The organism is [Ruminococcus] torques ATCC 27756 (genome assembly GCF_000153925.1).
Lineage (GTDB): Bacteria > Bacillota > Clostridia > Lachnospirales > Lachnospiraceae > Mediterraneibacter > Mediterraneibacter torques.
This window is the reverse complement of the sequence record NZ_DS264357.1, coordinates 4,509-5,482: the sequence shown is the minus strand read 5'-3', so window position 1 is coordinate 5,482 and position 974 is coordinate 4,509. Positions and strand designations below refer to the sequence as shown.

2 protein-coding genes are annotated in these 974 nt (G+C 39.4%); both read left to right on the top strand.

Annotated elements, in window-relative coordinates; genetic code table 11:
• Window positions 1-505, top strand: a 505-nt coding sequence (locus RUMTOR_RS07490) for a leucine-rich repeat protein (RefSeq protein WP_004846664.1), incomplete at its 5' end; no start/stop codon positions are given.
• 208 nt (window positions 506-713) lie between these two features.
• On the top strand, window positions 714-974 hold a 261-nt coding region (locus RUMTOR_RS07485), incomplete at its 3' end, for a transposase (protein WP_004846661.1).

Genomic DNA, 974 nt, shown 5'->3' with positions numbered 1-974 from the left:
GTCTCGCCACTGTGGTGGATTCGCAGGATATGCATTCTATATGCAGGGAAATGTGACAGAAGTTGTGATTCCGAACAGCGTGAATAATATCGGAGAAGTGGCGTTTATGGGATGTGAATCTTTGAAGACAGTCACAATCCCCGAATCTGTAAAAGTGATCGGAAGAGAGGCTTTAGGATATTTGTCGAGCAAGCAATATGAGCAGGGATATAAGGTAGAAGGATTTACAATCCGGGGAGTAGCAGGATCGGCTGCGGAGAAGTACGCAAAAGAAAACGGATTTACGTTCGAGGCGATGAAGCCGGATTATATAAAAGGTGATTCAGATTCGGACGGAAAAGTGACGATCTCAGACGTTCGTACTACTTTGAGGTATGTATGTCAGAAGGTTGAGTTGGACGAGGAGCAGAAACTTGCCGCAGATGTGGAAAAGGACGGAGTTATAAACATTAAAGATTTAAGGAAAGTATTGAGATTTGTATGTAACAAAATAGAAGAACTGTAAAAGTGATTGAAAGAGATTCAATTATACAGACTGCCGCTTGCGATTTTATATGCAAGCGGCAGTTTTGTTGTATCAAGAAAACCACGCGATAGTCGCGTGGTTCCGTGAAAGCTTTAGCGGTGTATTCAGAAATAAAAACTCCTAATGTGTATAATAAAAACGTGACCTGCCAGTTACGTAAATAAAAACACATTAGGAGGACCGTATAATGTCAGAACAAAATACAGACGTAAAAAGCTTAGCACATACAAAATGGAATTGCAAATATCATGTAGTGTTTGCACCTAAATATCGAAGGAAAGTATTTTATAACGAAAAGAAAGAATCAATTCGTGAAAATAATCCCGAACACTGTGCCAATGGAAAGGTGATGAAAATCATCGAAGGAGAATATGTCCGGATCATATTCATTTTACTTCTGAGTATCCTGCCCATAATGAGCGTTTCTCTATTCTTGGCATACTTAAAA